The following is a 16,523-nucleotide window of genomic DNA, read 5'->3' as shown; positions in this document are numbered from 1 at the left end:
ACGGCGGTCGACGAAACTGGAGAGGAGGTATTACGAGCTCCTGTGCGAATTGAAGGGAGCGCTCCCGCAAACTGCCTCTTGACAACTTATAGGAGCGTCGGTTTTGTTTTTGCGTTTTTTGCCGTGGTTGCGGGCAGTAGCTTAAACGTAGTAGATAGGCCCATTTCGTGGCGGGCGGGTTGCGCAGACGCCCTCGCAAGGCCAAAATGGTCCGTTTTCCTCCGTCCCCGGGGGATTAGGGGCTGTTACCGATGCGGTGTCATTTCAAAAGTATGCCGGTTTACTACGATAAATACGGGGTCCCCGACCGCACTCGCTTTTTTCACAAAATCGCAAGCCGTCTACCTGCTGTTTTGTTTTTACCAAATGCGGTGTGGTTGGAGATTGGCGATTCATCGTAGTAAACCGGCATAGTTTTGTTCGCGACGGCACAACCGCGCGTTTAAGCGCGGGGCCGGTGGGGCATTTTTGCCCCACCGGCCCCTGTTCCAGCGCTATTCCGGCTTGGTTTCTACCGTGGGAGTCTTATCCGCCGCAACTGGAGTACGGGCGGTGTCCATAGTCAGGCAGTGTTTGGGGCAGCTTTCGATACACTCGCCGCACACTACGCAGGCATACGGATCGATCGACCACGTTCCGCCCTTGCGATCGACCGCGAGCGCGCCCGCCGGGCAGCGACGCGCGCACATGCCGCAGCAAATGCACACGTCCATGTCGTTAACGATGTGCCCGCGCAGGCGCTCGGGCGCCGCGAGCCTCTCCTGCGGATAGCACACCGTTACCGGCTGTTTGACCATAGAACCCAAGGCCGTCTTGGCAAATGTCAGCAAACTCATGCCGCGCCTACCTTTCCGTGCAGCTAATGCAGGGGTCGATGGTCAGGATAATCATGGGAACGCTGGCAAGGAGTACGCCCTGCAGCGCACGCGTCAGACCCGCCAAGTTCTGCGACGTCGGCGTGCGCACGCGGAAACGGTCCAGGTTCTTGGTGCCGTTGCCGCGCACATAGTAATACGCCTCGCCGCGCGGCTGCTCAATCACAACCTCGCCGCGCGCGCCGTCGGCCGGTGTGAGCTTGGTACGCCCGCCGATGCCGTCGTGCGGAATCTTGCCGACAAGCTCCTTGATAATGTCCATGGCCTGCGTGACCTCGGCGCAACGCACCTGGCAGCGGGCATAGCAGTCGCCATCGGTTGCCACGATGGGCTCAAACGCGGCCAAGTCCGCATAGGCACCGTCGCCGAACATACGCACGTCGTAATCCACGCCCGAGGCGCGACCGAACGGCCCGACCATCGAAAGATCCAGCGCGTCCTTCTTGCTGATCACGCCCACGCCATGCAAGCGCTCGCCGCAGCTGGCATCATCTAAAAACGTATGCACCAGGGCCTCGTAGTCGGGGCGCATGGCATCGAGCGTCTGGACGATTCCCGCCAACTCGGAGTCCTCGATATCGTGCTTAAGGCCGCCGATCTCGTTGATCGACAGGATCACGCGCCCGCCGCACGTGCTCTCGAAGATCTTGAGAATCTGCTCGCGCAGGGTCCACGAACGATAAAACAGCGCCTCAAAGCCAAAGGCATCGGCGAGCAGGCCCAGCCACAGCAAATGCGAGTGGATACGCGACAGCTCGTGCAAAATGGTGCGGATATACTGCACGCGTCCAGGCACCTCGATGTCGAGCATGCGCTCGCAGGCGCTGGCGTAGCCGCAGCTATGGCCCACGGCGCAGATGCCACAGATGCGCTCGGCGATGTAGCCAAACTGATGCATGTCGCGCTTTTCGGTGAGCTTCTCGAGCCCGCGGTGCACAAAGCCGATCTGCGGAATTGCCTCGAGAACGCGGTCGTCCTCAATCACCAGGTCCAGATGAAGCGGCTCGGGCAGCACCGGGTGCTGCGGGCCAAACGGAATGACGGAGCGATGTGCCATGGGCCTTACGCCTCCTTTTTCTGCTTGTCGCGGGCGGCCTTGGCGGCAAGCGCCGCGCGGACCTTGGCTGCTTTCTCGGGATCCATGGCAGCGAGCTTTGCCTCCATCTCGGCAGCCTTGAGCGCGGCCTTCGCAGCAGCCTCATCGTGCTGAGCATCGGAGCCGGCAGCCGCAGCGGGCTGAGCAGCGGCGCCCGCGGCATCGCCGGCGCTTGCAGCGCCCTCCCCTGCAGCAGCCGCAGCAGCGGCAGCCTTTTCGGCAGCGGCCTTGCGCGCCTTGGCTTCGGCGGCGGCACGGACCTTCATGGCCTTCTCGCGCGCGGCCTTCACCTCGGGCGCGATAACGCTCATGGGCTCGGCAGTCGAAACCTGGTAGAAAAAGCCCTTAAAGTCGATCTGCATGTCGGTGATGGCAAGGCCAAACAGGTCGTGGGCCTCATTTTCAAACGGGAACACCGCGGGGTAATACGAGCTGATGGACGGAATCTCCTGGTACTGGTCGATGCCCTCAACCACCAGGTTCTCAATCGCATAGCTGCCATCCTGCGCAATATGCTCCTGAGCAGCACGAACGTTGATAAACGTATAGACCAAGCGATACGAGCCGTCGTCGACGTTGCGCTCGGCGTGCATTTGCACAAAGCGCGCGCCGACGCCCTTGAGCGCCTGGACATGCGACAGGAGCTCGTCGATCCCAACGGTGGTATAGATAGCCTTTTGCATTACTCGGCCCCCTTTGCAGCGGCTGGCGTCCCAGCAGGTGCGTCGCCAGCGACGGGCGCAGCGGACTTCCCGGCTGGCGCGTCGCCGGCACCGTCAGCCCCGGCCCCCGCAGCCACAAACCCGTCCTCGCCCAGCTCAACGCCACCGTCCCAAGTAGCGGCACCGCCCACGGTAAGCGGGTCGCCGCCGGCGCGCATCACGGCCTCCTTCTGGTCCAGGATGCCGCACGCCTCCACGATGGCATCGATCACCGTCTCGGGGCGAATGGCGCACCCGGGCGCGTACACGTCCACGGGAATTGCGCGGTCCACGCCGCCGATCACGTTATAGGCATCGCGGAACACGCCGCCCGAACACGCGCAGATGCCGCACGCCACCACGCACTTGGGCTCGAGCATCTGGTTGTAGATCTGGCGCACGACAGGCAGGTTCTGGGCATTGACCGACCCCGTCACCAAAAAGATGTCCGCATGCTTGGGGTTGCCGGTGTTGACCACGCCGAAGCGCTCCGCATCGAACAGTGGCGTGAGCGAGGCCAGCACCTCGATATCGCATCCGTTGCAGCTCGAACCGTCGTAATGAATAACCCACGGCGAGCGCGACATTTTATGATCCATGGATGCCGCCTCCTAAATAAATACGTCGACGAGGATGGGCATAAGGTTGAGCAGACCAAACACCAGCGCCACGCCCCATCCGAGCCTAAAGCAGCTGCGCCAGGTGCTGCGTGCGAAGGTGTTATCGATCAGCACCTCGACAAAATACGTCGCGGCCATCACGACCAGGGCTACGACCCAGCTCACGGGGTTGTCCCAAACAAAGAACATGCCCACCCACATCAAAAACAGCACGGTCTCGCACCAGTGCATAAGGGTCATCTTGGCCAGCGTGCCGCCGCTCATCTCGGTGGCGACGCCCTGGACAATCTCCTGATGCGCGTGATGCGAGTACGAAAGGTCAAACGGCGACTTGCGCAGCTTGATGGTAAGCACCGCGAGCAGCGCCAGGAAAATGGGCGCGCTGTACACGATGATGGGGGCCGACTGCCCCGTCACGGCGATGGAATCAAAGCTGTCGGTGGCAAGGTACAGGCCCACGCTCATCAGCAAAACGGCGGGCTCGTAACTCATAACCTGCAGTAGCTCACGATCGGCGCCAACCTGGGCAAACGGGCTTTGCGTCGAGGCGGACGCCAGCACCACAAAGATCGCGGCGAGCGTCACCATAAAAGCGCACAGTAGCGTGTTAGAGCCCGACACAAAGATGCCGCCGCCCACGACGGTAAAGATGAGCGCGCACGCCATATAGGTATCGTCCATGGTGTTTACGCTGGCAGGGGCTTTGCGCAGCAGCTTGGCAACGTCGTAGAAGGGCTGCAGCAGACGCGGACCCACACGGCCCTGCATGCGGGCCGAAAGCTTACGGTCAAGACCGTCAATCAAACCGCCCACAAGCGGCGCAATCAAGGCAAACGCCGCGGTGCCTATAAAGACGCCCACGACACCCGAACCTTCGAAATACTTGCCGCGCAGCACCGAGGGCGCGCTCATGGCAAGCCTCTCGGGCCCAATCCATGCGCAGCACAGCAGCGCAAACAAGATAATGCTGCAGCACACGACGCTGCCCGCGGGGCCGATACGCTTCTCGCCAAGGGCGTCCTCCGAGTACCAATTGCGCTTTTCGGCCTTCACCTCGTGCCCCATCGAGCCGCGGAAATGGCGATATTTGTCGGTTCCCACACCCGAAAGGTACACGTTGACGTGCGGCTTGTTGCTCACGCGGAATGAAGTCAGCAGCACCACGGCGATAAACGCCACGATAACCACCATCAGATACATGGCGTCCTTGCCGATAACGTACGGCACGCGGCCAAACACCATGGCGAGGTAAGGCGACACCAGACCGCTCGAGATAACCGGAAACGCCACGCAGCACAGAATCAGCAGCGCGGCGATGGTGTTGAGGGCCATCCATTCGGTCTTATGGACATTGGCCTCAACGTTTTGAGCCGTGGGGTCGACGCCCGAAAGCTTGGCAAGCCACTTGCCCCAGAAGAAGAACGTCGCGGCCGAGCCAAAGGCAAGTACCATGATCATGAGCACGTTGCCGGTCTGCGCAAACGCCACCAGGGCGCCCCACTTGGACACGAGCATGCCAAACGGCGCCACAAACATGCCCATAATGCCCAGCATCATCAGACGCGTCAGGTGCGGCATGCGGCTGAACATGCCGTCCATGTCCTCGATATTGCGGCTGCCGATATGGTGCTCGGCGGTGCCTACGCACAGGAACAGCAGCGACTTAGCCACCGTGTGGAACAAGATCAGGAAGATGGCCGCCCATACGGCCTCGGGCGCGCCGACACCCAGGCAGGCACTGATGAGACCCAGGTTGGAGATGGTGGAGAACGCGAGCACGCGCTTGGCATTGCTCTGCGAGATGGCCATGAGGGCCGCGAGCAAAAACGTGATGGCACCCACACTCGTAACCATAAAGCCGGTCACGGGATAGATGGCATAGAGCGGGCTCAGCTTGACCATTAGGAACACGCCGGCTTTGACCATGGTGGACGAATGCAGCAGGGCGCTCGTGGGCGTGGGGGCAACCATGGCGCCGAGCAGCCAGGTATGGAACGGCATCTGCGCGGCCTTGGTAAGGGCGGCGAGCGACAGCAGAACGACCGGCATCACCAGCAGCGCGGATTGCGCGGTTCCGGCGCCGGAAAGCTCGATCATGCCCGAGATGGTCAGCGGCATGCCGTTAACGTGCAGGTACATGAGTCCGGCCAAAAACGCGATGCCGCCCAGCATGTTGAGGATGATCTGGGTGAAGGCGTTCTTGATGGCCTCGGGCGTGCGCGTGTAGCCAATCATGAGGAACGAGCACACGGTGGTGATTTCCCAGCCGCAGAACAGCCACTCAAGGTTGTCGCTCGTCACGATGACGAACATGGCCGAGAGGAACAGGAACATAAGCGCCAGGAACTGCGGACGACGGTCGGGCGCGGTCTGCCCGCGCAGCGCGGCCTCGTGCTCATCATGAGCCTGGAAGTCCTTCATGTAGCCCAAAGCGTAGATACAGATAAGGCTGCCGACGATGCCGACGGCGAGGACCATGATCACGCTCATGTAGTCTAGGTAGAGCGGCGTCGCCGTGACGGCTTCGGCCGCAGGCAGCGTCATGGCCGCAAAGACGAGCGAGCCCACCAGCTGGACTATGCCGAGCACCGTGGTAAGCACGCTCTTATATTTGTGCGCGTTGTACAGGATGACGGCGCACAGAATTACGTCGATGACGGAGCTGATGATCGAGAGCGCATGCGAGGTACCGGGGGCAATCTCAAAGCTCTGCGGACCCGTGCAAAAAAACATGACGGCGACTACAACTGTCACCGCCATGATAATGCCGGAGCCTATGAGTCCCACCGCATCGCGGGCGCGGTCACCGCGCGCGAGCAGCATGCCCAGCGCCGGTACCAGCGGAAACAGGGTAAGGAAATACAGTAGCGTCATACCATCACTCCCCCATGCAAAAACGCTGCAATTGTTTAACGTTATAGCTCAATTGATGAGTAGCAGCGGCGGGTTTTCGGTCAACTGGGGAGTTTTAGGCGTACGGGGCAAGGGCACGTCCGCTTTGGAGCAGAGAGGCGGCAAGAAAAATGCGCCCCTGTGGGCGCACCATCCCGTTTGCTATTCCGCCTTTTTAACGCGCGGCTTGCGACCGCGCGGCTTATCGACCAGTGCGGACTCACCGCTCTCGCGGTACTGACGGCACCAAGCCTTGACCGAAGACTCGCTGGGAATCTTGTGCTTGATCATGGCCTCGCGAACCGTCAAGCCGTTTTCCAGACGGTCCTTAACCACAGCGAGCTTTACGTCGTACGAATAGGTGTGATGATGCGAACCGGCATTGAGAACGGCGTCGGCACCGCCCACGGCATACGCGCGGGCCCACTGACGAGCCGTGGCCTGGGGAATGCCAAGCTCCGCGGCGAGAGCGCGATGACCGACCCCCTCTTGGAGGATCTCGACGGCGCGCTGCCTAACCTCGGGCGCATGCGTGCGAGTCCTAGTTGCTTCCGACATACCTGCCACTTCTTAGCCTTAGCCGTTAATCTGCTTTCTTACGTGCAAGTTAGATAGTAGCATTTTACTGTTTGCTCAAAGCAGTTAATTAAAATAGACGCGGCGTTATCTGGGCATTTGGCACCAAATTACGACATTTCTTTATCGATTATTTACGCTGGTAGCTGACTCGCAGCTAATCGTCATTCGCTTGTCAACAAAATTGGCATCTCTTTATGTCCTTTGGTATAGAGGATATAGTTATTAACCCCTCCCCCAATATTTTTGAGTGATCTGCAAGGCAGTAGACGTCCTCACTCCTCATGATTACCGCGCATTGCCATTCATCGGAGCAAAACAAAAAGGGCGGGACCTGCTGCGCTTGCAGGCCCCGCACCGGTTGACACCCGACGGGACACAGCCGGGCGAGACGGATCCGTGCTACCGCCCCGCCTGGCCGCGATGTTCAACTACAGCTCGTTGGCCGCGTGATACGCCGTGCGAATGGCGCTCGCAATGTCGGCGGTGCGCTCACCCGAGCAGTCGCCCACGCAGGTCACGGGCACCGTCACGCCATCCAGGTCAAACGCGTTGGCCTTGGAGCCCACGGCCATCACCACGTAATCGCAGGCGATCTTCACCGGCTCCTCGGCGCCGTCCTCGGTGGTGCGAACAGCCTCCACGCCCTCGTCGGTAATGGCGGTCAGGCGGGTCTTAACATGCTGCTCCACGTTGTGCTCTGCAAAGTCGCTCATAATCAGCGGCAGAATGGTCTCGGACTCGCCCGCGGCAATCTTGTCGAGCATCTCCACGATCGCCACCTCGCAGCCGTGCTGCAGCAGGTACTCGGCAGTCTCGGTGCCCACCAGGCCGCCGCCAATGACGGCGACGCGGCCGCTGAGCTCCACCTTGCCGGCCAGCACGTCCCAGCTCGAGACGACCTTCTCCGAATCGGCACCCGGAACGGGGATGACCACGTCGTGTGCGCCCACGGCCACAATCGCAGCGTCGGCGGCGTTGAGGTCCTCAGCGGTAGCGGCATGGTTGAGCTCGACCTTCACGCCCAGGCCGGGCAGAATCTTCTCGTAGTACTCGACCGAGCGCATGATCTCGTCCTTGCGCGGAGGCGCGGCCGCCAGCACAATCTGGCCGCCCAGATGATCGCTCGCCTCGTAGACGGTCACGTCGTAGCCGCGCTTGGCCGCCACGCGCGCGGCCTCCAGACCGGCGATGCCGCCGCCCACCACGGCGATCTTCTTGTCGCCCTCGCCCGGCTTAATGGCGATGGTTGCCTCATCGCCGTTCTCGGCATTGAGCACGCACGAGATGTACTTGCGGTTTTGAATCGCATCGACGCAGCCCTTGTTGCAGTTGAGGCACTCGCGGATGGGCTCACCCGTGGCGGCCTTCAGCGCAATGTCGGGGTCGCACATGAGCGAGCGGCCATAGGCGATGATGTCGGCGGCGCCGTCTTCCAGAATCTTCTCGCCGGCCTCAACCGAGACAACGCGGCCGACGGTTGCCACCGGCACGGAGACCAGGGCCTTGACGCGCTCGGCCACGGGCAGCGTCCAGTTGTAGGGCATGGCGCCCATGGGCGGAATGGTGTCGCCCATGTTGCCGGTGTGGTTGGCCTGTGCGACCTGAATCATATCGATGCCCGTACCCTCGAGCAGCTTGGCGAACTCGCAGGCCTCGTCGGGCTGCAGGCCACCCTTGCCGCGCGGCGTGCCGTCGGGGTTCTCCATGATCACGGGGAGCTTGTACTCCACCATCAGCTGCGGCGCGGCCTCCTTAATGGCGGCGACGACCTCCAGCGCGTAGCGAACGCGGTTCTCGAACGAACCACCGTACTCGTCGGTGCGCTGGTTGAGGATGGCCGAGCACAGCGAACCCACCAGGCGGTCGCCGTGGACCTCGATAGCGTCGATCCCGGCCTGCTGCGCGCGGGCGGCCGAGGCAGCGATGGCCTCCTTGATCTGGGTGAGCTGCTCCACACTGGCCTCGTTCACAAAGTGCTGCATGTCGTGGTGCAGCTTGGCGTAGGCCTGGTTGCGGATCTCGTTGGACTCGGCCATCTTGGCGGCAAAGGTCTCCTCGTCGCCGGCGGCCTTGGCCTCCTGCGCGGCCTTGGCAGCGGCCATGGAGCCCATGACCATGCGGCCGACACCGGGCACGTCGTACTCGGGGTGGAACAGCTGCAGCGCGACCTTGGCACCGTGCTTGTGGACGGCGTCGGCCAGCGCCTTAAACGTGGGGATCTGGGCGTCGGTCGCCAGCTTGGGTGTGGGGCTTGCGGTCATAACGGGAGCGACGTCGCCGATGACGATGTAGCTCACGCCGCCACGGGCCAGGCGCTCGTAAAAAGCCAGGCTGCGCTCGCCGATGGAACCGTCGCGCTCCTCGTAGCCGGTGGTAAGCGGCGGGAACATAATGCGGTTCTTGAGCTCAAGGGGGCCAACCGTAATGGGCTGGAGCAGCTTGGATGCAGGTGCGGTCATGGACATTCCTCTCTTGTAGGCGCGGCGGCGATGGTGCCGCGTAGTTGTCTAAAGGATATGGCATGGGAGCACGGCGGCACAACTGAAATCGGCGGACAGCAGGCAGCGGCAGGTGGATGGGACGGGGCGGCCCGTCGGTTTGTCTCGATCTGTAACAGTTACGCGGCGAAACCGGGGCTTACTGTTACAGATCGAGACATTCCTCTCGACCCATCCTCGACAATCTAGATCTGTAACATCTAGGCCCACTTTTGGCCCCTACCCGTTACAGATCGAGACAAACGGGACCCGCCTGCTAGAAAATCTCAATCTATAACAACAACTCGGCAAAATCCGTCCCTCGTGTTACAGATTTAGACAAACACGACCCAACCCACCGGTATATCTCGGTCTGTAACACCTAGCCGCCCAAATCGGGTCTAGATGTTACAGATCGAGATTTTGTTTGAGAGACCGAGAATTGGACCGAAAACACGGTCCCGAAATAACAAAAAAGCTCGCCGGCTAGGCCGACGAGCTGCAAGTTCTTGGTCGCGGGGGCAGGATTTGAACCTACGACCTCCGGGTTATGAGCCCTTTCCCAATGAGTAAAGCATATTATTCCGATTATAACGCTTGTGTTTCTTTTGTGGCTCTGACCTGCGGCTTTTAGTCAATCTCGATAAATCTCGCACAACCACGCGAAACCGCGTAGCCCTGCCGATTCCCCCCGATTTCCCCCATTTCCGTTCGCCCCGTCTAACAAATCCCCCCCCTGATACAATTCGCGCTAGAAGGGGGCTCCGAGCAGCCCCCTCGACACCGGGCCGCGCGGCCCCTCTTCCACACCACGGGCCGCGCGGGATACGTGAGGGAAAAGGGAGGCCATGCCGAAGGTCACGGGCTGCGGCGAGATCGAGGAGATCGAGCGGGGCAAGGTCCACAGGATCAGGCACCATCTGGGTAAGGACCCCGCCACGAGGAAGTACATCCGCTCCCCGAAGAGGACGGTGCACGGCACCAAGTCGGACGTGAGGCGGGCGCTCGAGGAGTACCGCCGCGAGCTGGAGAGTGGGTTCGCCAACCCCGACAAGGTGACGGCGCCCGAGCTCGGGTGGAGGTGGCACGAGCAGCGCAAGCTCCTCAAGAACCTCTCGCCGCTCACGCACAAGACCGACACGAGTGCGAGCTCAAGAAGGCGGAGCGGTGGTTCGCGGGAGTGCTCGTGAGCGACCTGTCGCTGCTCAACATGGTCTACGCGGACCCGCGCGAGGAGCACGGCATGTCGCAGCGCGGCGTCCACAAGCTCAACGCCGTCATGTTCAGGTGATGGACCTCGCCGTGAAGGAGCACCTGACCGAGCACAACCCCTGCCGCGACGTCGAGGTCTCGCGCCCGCGCTCGGCTGAGAGGACCCCGCTCACGCTCGAGGAGGCGATCTCGCTCTGTCAGGCGCTCCACGGCGACGAGCTCGACGACAGGCGCGTCGCCATCTGGCTCGCGCTCGCGACCAGCGTGAGGCGTGGCGAGGCGCTCGGCCTCACGTGGCGCTACGTGGACTTCGACAACATGCGGGTGTTCATCAAGTACCAGTACACCGAGAACAAGGCGCTGCGCGAGACCAAGAACCGCCGGTCGCGCTGGATCGCGATCGACGACGGGACGGCGCGGTACCTGCGCACCTGGAAGGCCGTGCAGGTGAGGCGGATGCAGGTTCAGGGCCTCTCCCAGACCCCGAACACCCCGATGTGCTCGGACGGCGACTTCGGCTTCCACGACCCCGACAACTTCTCGACGTGGCAGAGGGGCTACTTGATCGAGCACGGCCTCGGCAGGATGAAGGAGGCCGAGGAGGGCGGCCGCAAGCGGAGGCGCTACGTCGGCTACGACTTCCACGAGCTGAGGCACACGCAGGCCACCTTCCTGATCGGCAACGGCATCGACCCGAGGAGCGCGCAGGGGAGACTCGGCCACGAAGTGTCGAGCATGACGATGGACGTGTACGCGCACATGATGGGAGGGAACGACCGCGAAGCCGCCGATCTCATGGGGAGGCTGCTGCGAACCGGAGGCGGCGGGCAGGAGGCCCCGGGCGAGGAGGCGCGCGCCAATCAGGCGGCCGGGGAGCCGGTGAGGCTCACCGTCGTCGGGCCGAACCCGGACCTCTGCCCCTGTCCCGGCGCGAAGCTCGTCGAGCGCGAGGTCGTGCGCGACGGCCGCGCCGCCTGGGTCGAGGAGTGGCGGATCACGGCGTCCTCGGCCGCCGATCTCCTAGAGATCCAGCGCGGGGCGGGCGCGCCCATCACCATCGACGGGAGCCGGATCACCGTCATGGCGAGGAAGGCTTGGGGCCGACGTCGCCACGACGAAGCACACTCCCTCCCTAACGTCAGAGGTCATCGCCGCTGGACCGGCAGGCGACAAAGCTCAGGATGATAAAATGCTTTCGACGCAGGAGCGTCCCCATCTTTGAATCGAGGAACCATGAGCGATTTTGATGCCGAGAACGAATCGGTCGAAACGAGCGCGCCGATAGCCCTGGTCGATTCCGCAAACATAGAGACCCTAATCCATACCGTCCGTGGGCAGCAAATCATGCTCGACACCGATCTCGCTCGGTTATACGAGGTAGAGACAAAGAATCTCAACCGCGCCGCCGCACGCAACGCCGACAGATTCCCCGAGGACTTCCGTTTTCAACTGACCAAGGAGGAGGACGAGTCTTTGAGGTGCCAAATTGGAACCTCAAAGACCATGGAGGGCCGCGGCGGGCGGCGTTACCTCCCCTATGCCTATACCGAGCAGGGCATAGCCATGCTGTCCGGCGTGCTACGCAGCGAAGTGGCGGTGCAGACCAGTATCAGTATCATGAGGGCGTTTGTCGCCATGCGCCACTTCCTCGCCGAAAATGCCACCCTGTTTGAGCGGCTGCGCGGTGTCGAGTTGAGTCAGGCGGCGTTTCAGCAATCGACCGACGAGCGTTTCAACCAGGTGTTCCGCCTGCTCGAAGGCGAGGTAGAGAAACCCCAGCGGATCTTCTTCGCCGGGCAGATGTTCGACGCCTTCAGCCTGCTGACAGATCTCGTGGGCCGCGCCGAGCGCGAAATCTCCCTCGTGGATGGCTACGTAGATGTCCACACCCTGAACGTCCTCGCAAAGAAGCGCAAGGGCGTCGCGGTGACCGTCTACACGTCCGGCAACCGGCTCACGCAAGGCGACGTCGACGTGTTCAACGCACAGTACCCGCAGCTCACCGTCCGCCGCACCAGAACGTTCCACGACCGCTTCCTTATCCTCGACAGTGCGACCGCATATCACATCGGTGCATCCCTCAAGGACGCGGGAAAGAAATGCTTCGGCATAGACCTCATCCAAGACGAGGAGCTGACGAAGATGCTCATCGAGAAACTAAAGCTCCTCGATGAGCATCAAACGGCTTGAGCGTTATCCGACCTCTAGCCACAAGCCCTAAAGTTTGAGCATGATCGCTGAAAGCCTCGTTAGTCAACATGTCAAAGCAGGCCCTGGTCCGCAAGCCTTCGATAATGCTTGCCGAGGAGCGTCAACCGGCAGGACTTGCTCTCCATCGCCGCGTTCCACATATGGTCGGCGCCAACTGGAACCAGAAGACCATGCCGGTTGTATTTCTGGAGCAGAGAGAACACCAGGTTGTTCCTGGGCTCTGCTGGAGGCATAGCGTCTGTTCTTCCCTCGTCCCTTGGCTCATACGACGGATCCAGCCTGTATTCATAGTCCTCTGTTGGGAAGAGCTTTTTCAGCTTCCGCAAATCATCGAGTGAGATTGCGGGATCGACTTCGCGCAGCGACACGAAGCTGTCCGTGTTCGTTTTGAAAACGGGTCTTTGGTCCCACATGCCAAGCGATTGATCGATGTGCGCATAGACGCTGCCCGGCGTGATGCTGCCCGTCAGGTTCGCCGCAGCACCCTCTAGGGCGTTTATGAGGAGACTTGTAAAAACGCCATGCCCCTTACGCTCAAGCGAGGGCTGATCGCTTCGCGAGGCGGTGAGTATGGTGACGCCCTCCGAGATTGCGGCATGGTTCTCCATGCCCGGGACCGACCCTGCCGCCCCCGAATAGCAGCTGTCAAGGATAACGATTCTGTGGCGCGCGCTCGAGCCGTTCGCCAGATCAACGAGTTCCCTCAGAGAGAGCCCCTCGTCTCCCCGAGTGGAATCAGACCCATTGATAAACCCGCCGGTTGACTCGATATACCCGTGTCCAGAAAAGTAGAAGAGCGCTATTTCGGCTTTTGACTGAAACAGCCTGCGCGCCTCATCTTTGATTGCAGCGCGATTCACGACATGGTCTGGGCCGGTTGCATACAGCTCCTTGCAGTCAAAGTTTCTGCTCCGAGAGGAATCCCCGTTGCGCTTGAGGAGGCGCGCGACCTCCTCGGCATCGTTCACGCAACCCGAAAGATTTGGTATGCGCTTGTCAGAATAGTAGTTAACTCCAACTACTAGGGCCATTCTGTCCATCGCCCAGCTCCTACAGACTGTCGATGAAATCTTCGATATGGCTCCAGGTCCATGAAACCGTGCGTACACCGGGAAGATCAGTTCGGTCATCGCTATACGCCCAGATTCCCAGCACCTTCTTCCCCTCCTCACGCGCGCAGCCGATTTCCCACTTTTCCCCACTTGAGCTCAACGAGTTCTTGCTTACGAGCGCAATCACGCCGTCGGAGCGCTTGATGCGAGTGCGGACCTTCTCCTTCCAGGCGGTTGCGTACGGCTCCTTGACCGACATATCGATATACTCGAAGGGCGACTTCGTGTTGAGCGACTGACCCTTCAGAAAATCGCGTTGACGTTCGTCCTCGATTGCAAACGCAACGAATACCGTCTTCTTTTCCATAAATCTCACCTTTCGCATATAAAAACAGCTCCTTATCAGTATAAACCTGACCGGTTGCGATTCTCCACCGGAGCGATCCACCTCAATTACCGCGCCCATCTGCACGTCGCAAGGATCCCACCTCCAGCGGGCTCCGATAAAAGTGGGGAGTGGAAAATACTACGACATCCCATGTCGCAGTAAATGTCGTAGCAACGTCGTAGTAAACCAGCCACGCCGTCCTAAGACCCAACTTCGTGGCAGCCCATGCCCGAGATACGGCGGTGGCCTTCGGGTGGCGTCTTGATTCGAGACACCTTTGCCGCAGGCTTAGTCAAGCCCGTCGACCCCAACACGGCGCCGCGCCATATGCGCTACGTCCCATACTGGGCCTAAGGGGCAGCCTAACTTTCCGTAACTTTCCAAAAGAGGAGAATTGCCCCTCTTTTTTTGATGGGCGGGGTTTCGAGCTGCGGATACGCATCTCTTCAAGTCGCCTCTAACTTTCCTTAACTTCCCATCCGTCCCATTCCCACGTGTTGCGCCTCAGCTGCGCGGCGTCAAGGGCGCTCGCGGAACCCCGCGCAAATCTGCGCTCCGCTCCGATTGGTGGGGGTTGCCGCGAACAACCCCTGACCCCCTTCGCCTCGGCGCGGCGCTTCAGGGAGCAAAGCGCAAGGCGCCGCAGGGCAAGCGCCTTCCGCTTTGCCCGCAGGCAGAGATTCTACGGGCCGGAAGGCCGGAAGGGAGCGGGACATGAAGGCGAGCGAGGTCATCGTGGAGCCGGAGGGGCGCAGGGACCGCAGCGCATGGGACAGGGGCTCCCGGCTCGAGCGCCTCCGGCCCGCCCTCGCGGTACAGCCTGCACCAGCGGTCGAGCGATGTAGCGGCGGCGATGCCGAAGCGGGCCATCGCCTCCGACCGCGGCATCCCCTCGTCCACGACGGCCCTCGCGACGGCGAGCTTGGTCTCCATGTCGTAGGTCCTGCGGCTCTCGCCCATCCCGATCAGCCCCTTCCTCCCGGTTGCCCGGTACGCGTAGAGCCATTTTCTCACCGCCGGGGCGGGAACGTCGAGCTTCTTGGCCGCGAGTTCGAAGCCGAGGCCAGCCTCGAACAGGTCGGCGGCGCGTGCCCTCATCTCGCGACCGTATCTTGCCTTCTTCCTGCGGGACATTTCCGATGCCTCCCTTTTCTCGAACCTTAATTTCAAAGTCCAAGAAATGGGATGCAGTTCACCGTCGGGGCGTTCCTCGAGTACTGCGAGCTGCGGGGGTTCCGCTCCCCGGACAACGACCCCCACGGCTGGGCGCGCGTCTGCCAGGCGGTGGCGAACTTCATGGGTGCCGACGGCCTCAGCGTGGGCATCTCGCGCTACGAGGGCGACGCGCGCATGGACCCGGGCGACAACGGGATCTACGTCATCGAGGGGTGGCGCATCGCCGAGCGCCTGCGGGCGGAGTACGACCCCGGCTGGGAGCCCACCGGGATACGGGATGTCCGCCCCGAGGATGAGCAGCGGGCCCACGACCGCGCCGAGATGCTGCGCGCCATCGACGCCTCGCGGCCCGAGGGCCAGAGGCTCGGGGCCTACCTCGATGCCGAGTGTTTTCCGTAACATCTAAATCGACAAAAACGGCAGCATAAAGTCGAAACTTCCCGCAAGGGGCATGCTGACCAGATCGCAGGGCCATCTTGGTGGTGCTTCGTATCTACCAAAGGAGGCCCGGAGAGGAAATGATCGGCATGACCGACAAGAATTCTATACGCCTGCTGTGGCGGCAGGGGGACAGCGTCGCCGAGGTCGAGCGCAAGACCGGCGTGAGCCGGGACACCGTCTACAAGTACCGCAACATGGACGACTTCAGCCCCGAGCCGCCCGCGAGGCGGGCGCAGGGCTCAAAGCTCGACCCGTACAGGCCCCTGATCGAGTCCTAGCTCAACGACAACATGCGCAGCGGGCGCAAGCAGCTACGGCACGCGGGGCGCGTATGACGCCGGGCCTTGACGGCCTTCCGGTTTATCTGACCACGCTACCAGTGGAAACGAACTCGGCACGCCGAGTTGCGCCGCAAAATCCCGGGCGCACGTAGTGCGCCCTTATCCGGCTCCTCCTCCTTTCCTCCAGGATGCCCGGACGGCAAGATTCGGAACGTCCCCTCAATATCCAAACTTCACGCAAGCCTAATGCGAATAGAGACAGACCTGGCAAATCAAGACACGGCTAGCCGCTCGCACCCAAAGCCATTTGCCTAAAAATGAATACCGTTGACCGAAATGGAAATACGGTAACAACGAAAAAGACTAGTCAAGCTCGTTTTAAGCACCGTTTGTTCCAGCCCGCCCCAATTGCAGACATCCCAACTATCATGAATCCAGTAAACAGAGGCGGACATCAACATCCAACGCCGGCAAGCATGCGGGTGCCTCCTCTGCCTAAGGGGCAAACCCCCGAGATTAGTT

15 protein-coding genes are annotated in these 16,523 nt (G+C 61.4%); 5 read left to right on the top strand and 10 right to left on the bottom strand.

The genetic code is table 11. The features are described 5' to 3' along the window. Positions 1 to 494 precede the first annotated feature (494 nt). The 7 genes from AB5750_RS05730 to bilR form a co-directional block, all read right to left on the bottom strand. Positions 495 to 836, bottom strand: coding sequence for a 4Fe-4S dicluster domain-containing protein (locus AB5750_RS05730; protein ID WP_368145711.1), 342 nt, complete (start codon positions 834 to 836; stop codon positions 495 to 497). Between the two features lie 7 nt (positions 837 to 843). Next, the gene (locus AB5750_RS05725; protein ID WP_368145712.1) at positions 844 to 1,932 is read right to left on the bottom strand and encodes a hydrogenase large subunit; all 1,089 of its coding nucleotides are present in this window, start codon (positions 1,930 to 1,932) and stop codon (positions 844 to 846) included. 5 nt (positions 1,933 to 1,937) lie between these two features. Then, on the bottom strand, positions 1,938 to 2,654 hold the full coding sequence (locus AB5750_RS05720) for an NADH-quinone oxidoreductase subunit C (RefSeq protein WP_368145713.1): 717 nt from the start codon (positions 2,652 to 2,654) through the stop codon (positions 1,938 to 1,940). Further along, on the bottom strand, positions 2,654 to 3,271 hold the full coding sequence (locus AB5750_RS05715; protein WP_368145714.1) for an NADH-quinone oxidoreductase subunit B family protein: 618 nt from the start codon (positions 3,269 to 3,271) through the stop codon (positions 2,654 to 2,656). The genes AB5750_RS05720 and AB5750_RS05715 overlap by 1 nt, the downstream gene beginning before the upstream one ends. A 12-nt stretch (positions 3,272 to 3,283) precedes the next feature. Then, the gene (locus tag AB5750_RS05710) at positions 3,284 to 6,166 is read right to left on the bottom strand and encodes a proton-conducting transporter transmembrane domain-containing protein (RefSeq protein ID WP_368145715.1); all 2,883 of its coding nucleotides are present in this window, start codon (positions 6,164 to 6,166) and stop codon (positions 3,284 to 3,286) included. A gap of 180 nt (positions 6,167 to 6,346) precedes the next feature. After that, positions 6,347 to 6,742 (bottom strand): helix-turn-helix domain-containing protein, encoded by a 396-nt coding sequence (locus AB5750_RS05705; protein WP_006235758.1) that lies wholly within the window; start codon positions 6,740 to 6,742, stop codon positions 6,347 to 6,349. Positions 6,743 to 7,191: 449 nt separating this feature from the next. After that, on the bottom strand, positions 7,192 to 9,222 hold the full coding sequence (gene bilR, locus AB5750_RS05700) for a bilirubin reductase, long form (protein WP_368145716.1): 2,031 nt from the start codon (positions 9,220 to 9,222) through the stop codon (positions 7,192 to 7,194). A gap of 866 nt (positions 9,223 to 10,088) precedes the next feature. Between bilR and AB5750_RS05695 the strand changes: the two genes are divergently transcribed. The 3 genes from AB5750_RS05695 to AB5750_RS05685 all read left to right on the top strand — a co-directional run bounded on the left by AB5750_RS05695 (position 10,089) and on the right by AB5750_RS05685 (position 12,642). Continuing rightward, on the top strand, positions 10,089 to 10,430 hold the full coding sequence (locus AB5750_RS05695) for a hypothetical protein (protein WP_368145717.1): 342 nt from the start codon (positions 10,089 to 10,091) through the stop codon (positions 10,428 to 10,430). A 100-nt stretch (positions 10,431 to 10,530) separates the two neighbouring features. After that, positions 10,531 to 11,637, top strand: coding sequence for a tyrosine-type recombinase/integrase (locus tag AB5750_RS05690; protein ID WP_368154945.1), 1,107 nt, complete (start codon positions 10,531 to 10,533; stop codon positions 11,635 to 11,637). A 48-nt stretch (positions 11,638 to 11,685) separates the two neighbouring features. Continuing rightward, the gene (locus AB5750_RS05685; RefSeq protein WP_006235763.1) at positions 11,686 to 12,642 is read left to right on the top strand and encodes an ORF6N domain-containing protein; all 957 of its coding nucleotides are present in this window, start codon (positions 11,686 to 11,688) and stop codon (positions 12,640 to 12,642) included. A 71-nt stretch (positions 12,643 to 12,713) separates the two neighbouring features. On the opposite strand, the gene AB5750_RS05680 is transcribed toward AB5750_RS05685, so the two are convergent. From AB5750_RS05680 to AB5750_RS05670, 3 genes are all read right to left on the bottom strand, one after another. After that, positions 12,714 to 13,793 carry a caspase family protein gene (locus AB5750_RS05680; RefSeq protein ID WP_368154942.1) on the bottom strand — a complete coding sequence of 360 codons (1,080 nt, stop codon included), beginning with the start codon at positions 13,791 to 13,793 and terminating at the stop codon, positions 12,714 to 12,716. Beyond that, positions 13,714 to 14,082 carry a TIR domain-containing protein gene (locus AB5750_RS05675; RefSeq protein ID WP_040359710.1) on the bottom strand — a complete coding sequence of 123 codons (369 nt, stop codon included), beginning with the start codon at positions 14,080 to 14,082 and terminating at the stop codon, positions 13,714 to 13,716. The genes AB5750_RS05680 and AB5750_RS05675 overlap by 80 nt, the downstream gene beginning before the upstream one ends. 639 nt (positions 14,083 to 14,721) lie before the next feature. Continuing rightward, positions 14,722 to 15,237 (bottom strand): helix-turn-helix domain-containing protein, encoded by a 516-nt coding sequence (locus AB5750_RS05670; protein WP_368145720.1) that lies wholly within the window; start codon positions 15,235 to 15,237, stop codon positions 14,722 to 14,724. A 51-nt stretch (positions 15,238 to 15,288) separates the two neighbouring features. On the opposite strand from AB5750_RS05670, the gene AB5750_RS05665 reads away from it, so the two are divergent. Both AB5750_RS05665 and AB5750_RS05660 read left to right on the top strand, forming a co-directional pair. After that, positions 15,289 to 15,678, top strand: coding sequence for a hypothetical protein (locus AB5750_RS05665; protein WP_006235767.1), 390 nt, complete (start codon positions 15,289 to 15,291; stop codon positions 15,676 to 15,678). Between the two features lie 80 nt (positions 15,679 to 15,758). Continuing rightward, positions 15,759 to 15,998, top strand: coding sequence for a helix-turn-helix domain-containing protein (locus tag AB5750_RS05660; RefSeq protein ID WP_368145721.1), 240 nt, complete (start codon positions 15,759 to 15,761; stop codon positions 15,996 to 15,998). Positions 15,999 to 16,523 lie beyond the last annotated feature (525 nt).

Origin of the sequence: Collinsella aerofaciens, assembly GCF_040926185.1 — a bacterium.
GTDB lineage: Bacteria > Actinomycetota > Coriobacteriia > Coriobacteriales > Coriobacteriaceae > Collinsella > Collinsella aerofaciens_BC.
Note: the sequence above shows the minus strand (reverse complement) of the source record. Positions and strands in the feature narration are given on the sequence as shown.

What these genes read in the sequence shown, in the direction of transcription:
- AB5750_RS05685 (WP_006235763.1), top strand. Translation starts at nt 11,686, where the DNA reads ATGAGCGATTTTGATGCCGAGAACGAATCGGTCGAAACGAGCGCGCCG.
- AB5750_RS05725 (WP_368145712.1), bottom strand. Translation starts at nt 1,932, where the DNA reads ATGGCACATCGCTCCGTCATTCCGTTTGGCCCGCAGCACCCGGTGCTG.
- AB5750_RS05720 (WP_368145713.1), bottom strand. Translation starts at nt 2,654, where the DNA reads ATGCAAAAGGCTATCTATACCACCGTTGGGATCGACGAGCTCCTGTCG.
- AB5750_RS05665 (WP_006235767.1), top strand. Translation starts at nt 15,289, where the DNA reads ATGCAGTTCACCGTCGGGGCGTTCCTCGAGTACTGCGAGCTGCGGGGG.
- AB5750_RS05690 (WP_368154945.1), top strand. Translation starts at nt 10,531, where the DNA reads ATGGACCTCGCCGTGAAGGAGCACCTGACCGAGCACAACCCCTGCCGC.
- AB5750_RS05730 (WP_368145711.1), bottom strand. Translation starts at nt 836, where the DNA reads ATGAGTTTGCTGACATTTGCCAAGACGGCCTTGGGTTCTATGGTCAAA.
- AB5750_RS05680 (WP_368154942.1), bottom strand. Translation starts at nt 13,793, where the DNA reads ATGACCGAACTGATCTTCCCGGTGTACGCACGGTTTCATGGACCTGGA.
- AB5750_RS05705 (WP_006235758.1), bottom strand. Translation starts at nt 6,742, where the DNA reads ATGTCGGAAGCAACTAGGACTCGCACGCATGCGCCCGAGGTTAGGCAG.
- AB5750_RS05715 (WP_368145714.1), bottom strand. Translation starts at nt 3,271, where the DNA reads ATGGATCATAAAATGTCGCGCTCGCCGTGGGTTATTCATTACGACGGT.
- AB5750_RS05695 (WP_368145717.1), top strand. Translation starts at nt 10,089, where the DNA reads ATGCCGAAGGTCACGGGCTGCGGCGAGATCGAGGAGATCGAGCGGGGC.
- AB5750_RS05710 (WP_368145715.1), bottom strand. Translation starts at nt 6,166, where the DNA reads ATGACGCTACTGTATTTCCTTACCCTGTTTCCGCTGGTACCGGCGCTG.
- bilR (WP_368145716.1), bottom strand. Translation starts at nt 9,222, where the DNA reads ATGACCGCACCTGCATCCAAGCTGCTCCAGCCCATTACGGTTGGCCCC.
- AB5750_RS05670 (WP_368145720.1), bottom strand. Translation starts at nt 15,237, where the DNA reads ATGTCCCGCAGGAAGAAGGCAAGATACGGTCGCGAGATGAGGGCACGC.
- AB5750_RS05675 (WP_040359710.1), bottom strand. Translation starts at nt 14,082, where the DNA reads ATGGAAAAGAAGACGGTATTCGTTGCGTTTGCAATCGAGGACGAACGT.